The sequence below is a fragment of the Streptomyces sp. NRRL F-2664 genome (assembly GCF_000719345.1).
In the GTDB taxonomy this organism is placed as follows: Bacteria; Actinomycetota; Actinomycetes; order Streptomycetales; family Streptomycetaceae; genus Streptomyces.
In genome coordinates this window covers 1-567 of record NZ_JOFX01000329.1, presented here as the reverse complement: position 1 = coordinate 567, position 567 = coordinate 1, and the positions used below count along the sequence as shown (strand labels likewise).

Genomic DNA, 567 nt, shown 5'->3' with positions numbered 1-567 from the left:
ACCACCCGCCAGAAATTCACCGAAACGCTCGCCTTCACCCCGCCAACCAAGTCCCAACCCGCCACCGCTGCTTGACCCGATAGCTGCATGGGGTGTCTTGTCGCCGCTGACGTGGTCCGGCCTGGTGCGGGGGTGCCCGCCGCCAGGCCGGGCGACGCGGATCCGGGCGAGGACCTCGGTGAACTGGGGTGCGTCGCCCCACTGGCCCGGGGTGACCAGTAAGGCCAGCGGGCGGCAGCCACCCTCGCCGGCGAGGTGGATCTTGCAGGTCAGGCCGCCCCGGGACCGTCCGAGTCCCTCGTCGGGGCGGTGGTTTCGAGGCGTCGTTCTTTTTTCGGGACTCTCGGGGCGGCCTTGCGGGCCGCCTGATGTTGGACAGCTGGTTTCTACGCTGCGGGGGTGGGGTCGTACTGCAGTAGGGTCCGGGTCTCGAGTGGGGTGAGGTACCCGGACTCGGGGTGTCGGCGGAGCCTGGTGCGGTTGTGCTCGACTTCGATGAAGCGGAAGACGTCGGCCCGGGCCGTGGCCCGGCTGTCCCACACGTGGGTGCCGATCTCCGCCTTGAGC

1 protein-coding gene and 1 pseudogene are annotated in these 567 nt (G+C 69.8%); both read right to left on the bottom strand.

Features of this window, described 5'->3' with window-relative positions; all coding sequences use genetic code 11:
• Positions 1 to 96: 96 nt before the first annotated feature.
• Positions 97 to 303: pseudogene (locus IF89_RS44195) on the bottom strand (IS5/IS1182 family transposase); the annotation flags it as partial.
• A gap of 83 nt (positions 304 to 386) precedes the next feature.
• Positions 387 to 567 (bottom strand): hypothetical protein (locus IF89_RS47350; protein ID WP_030777646.1); only part of this gene is annotated, 181 nt, incomplete at its 5' end.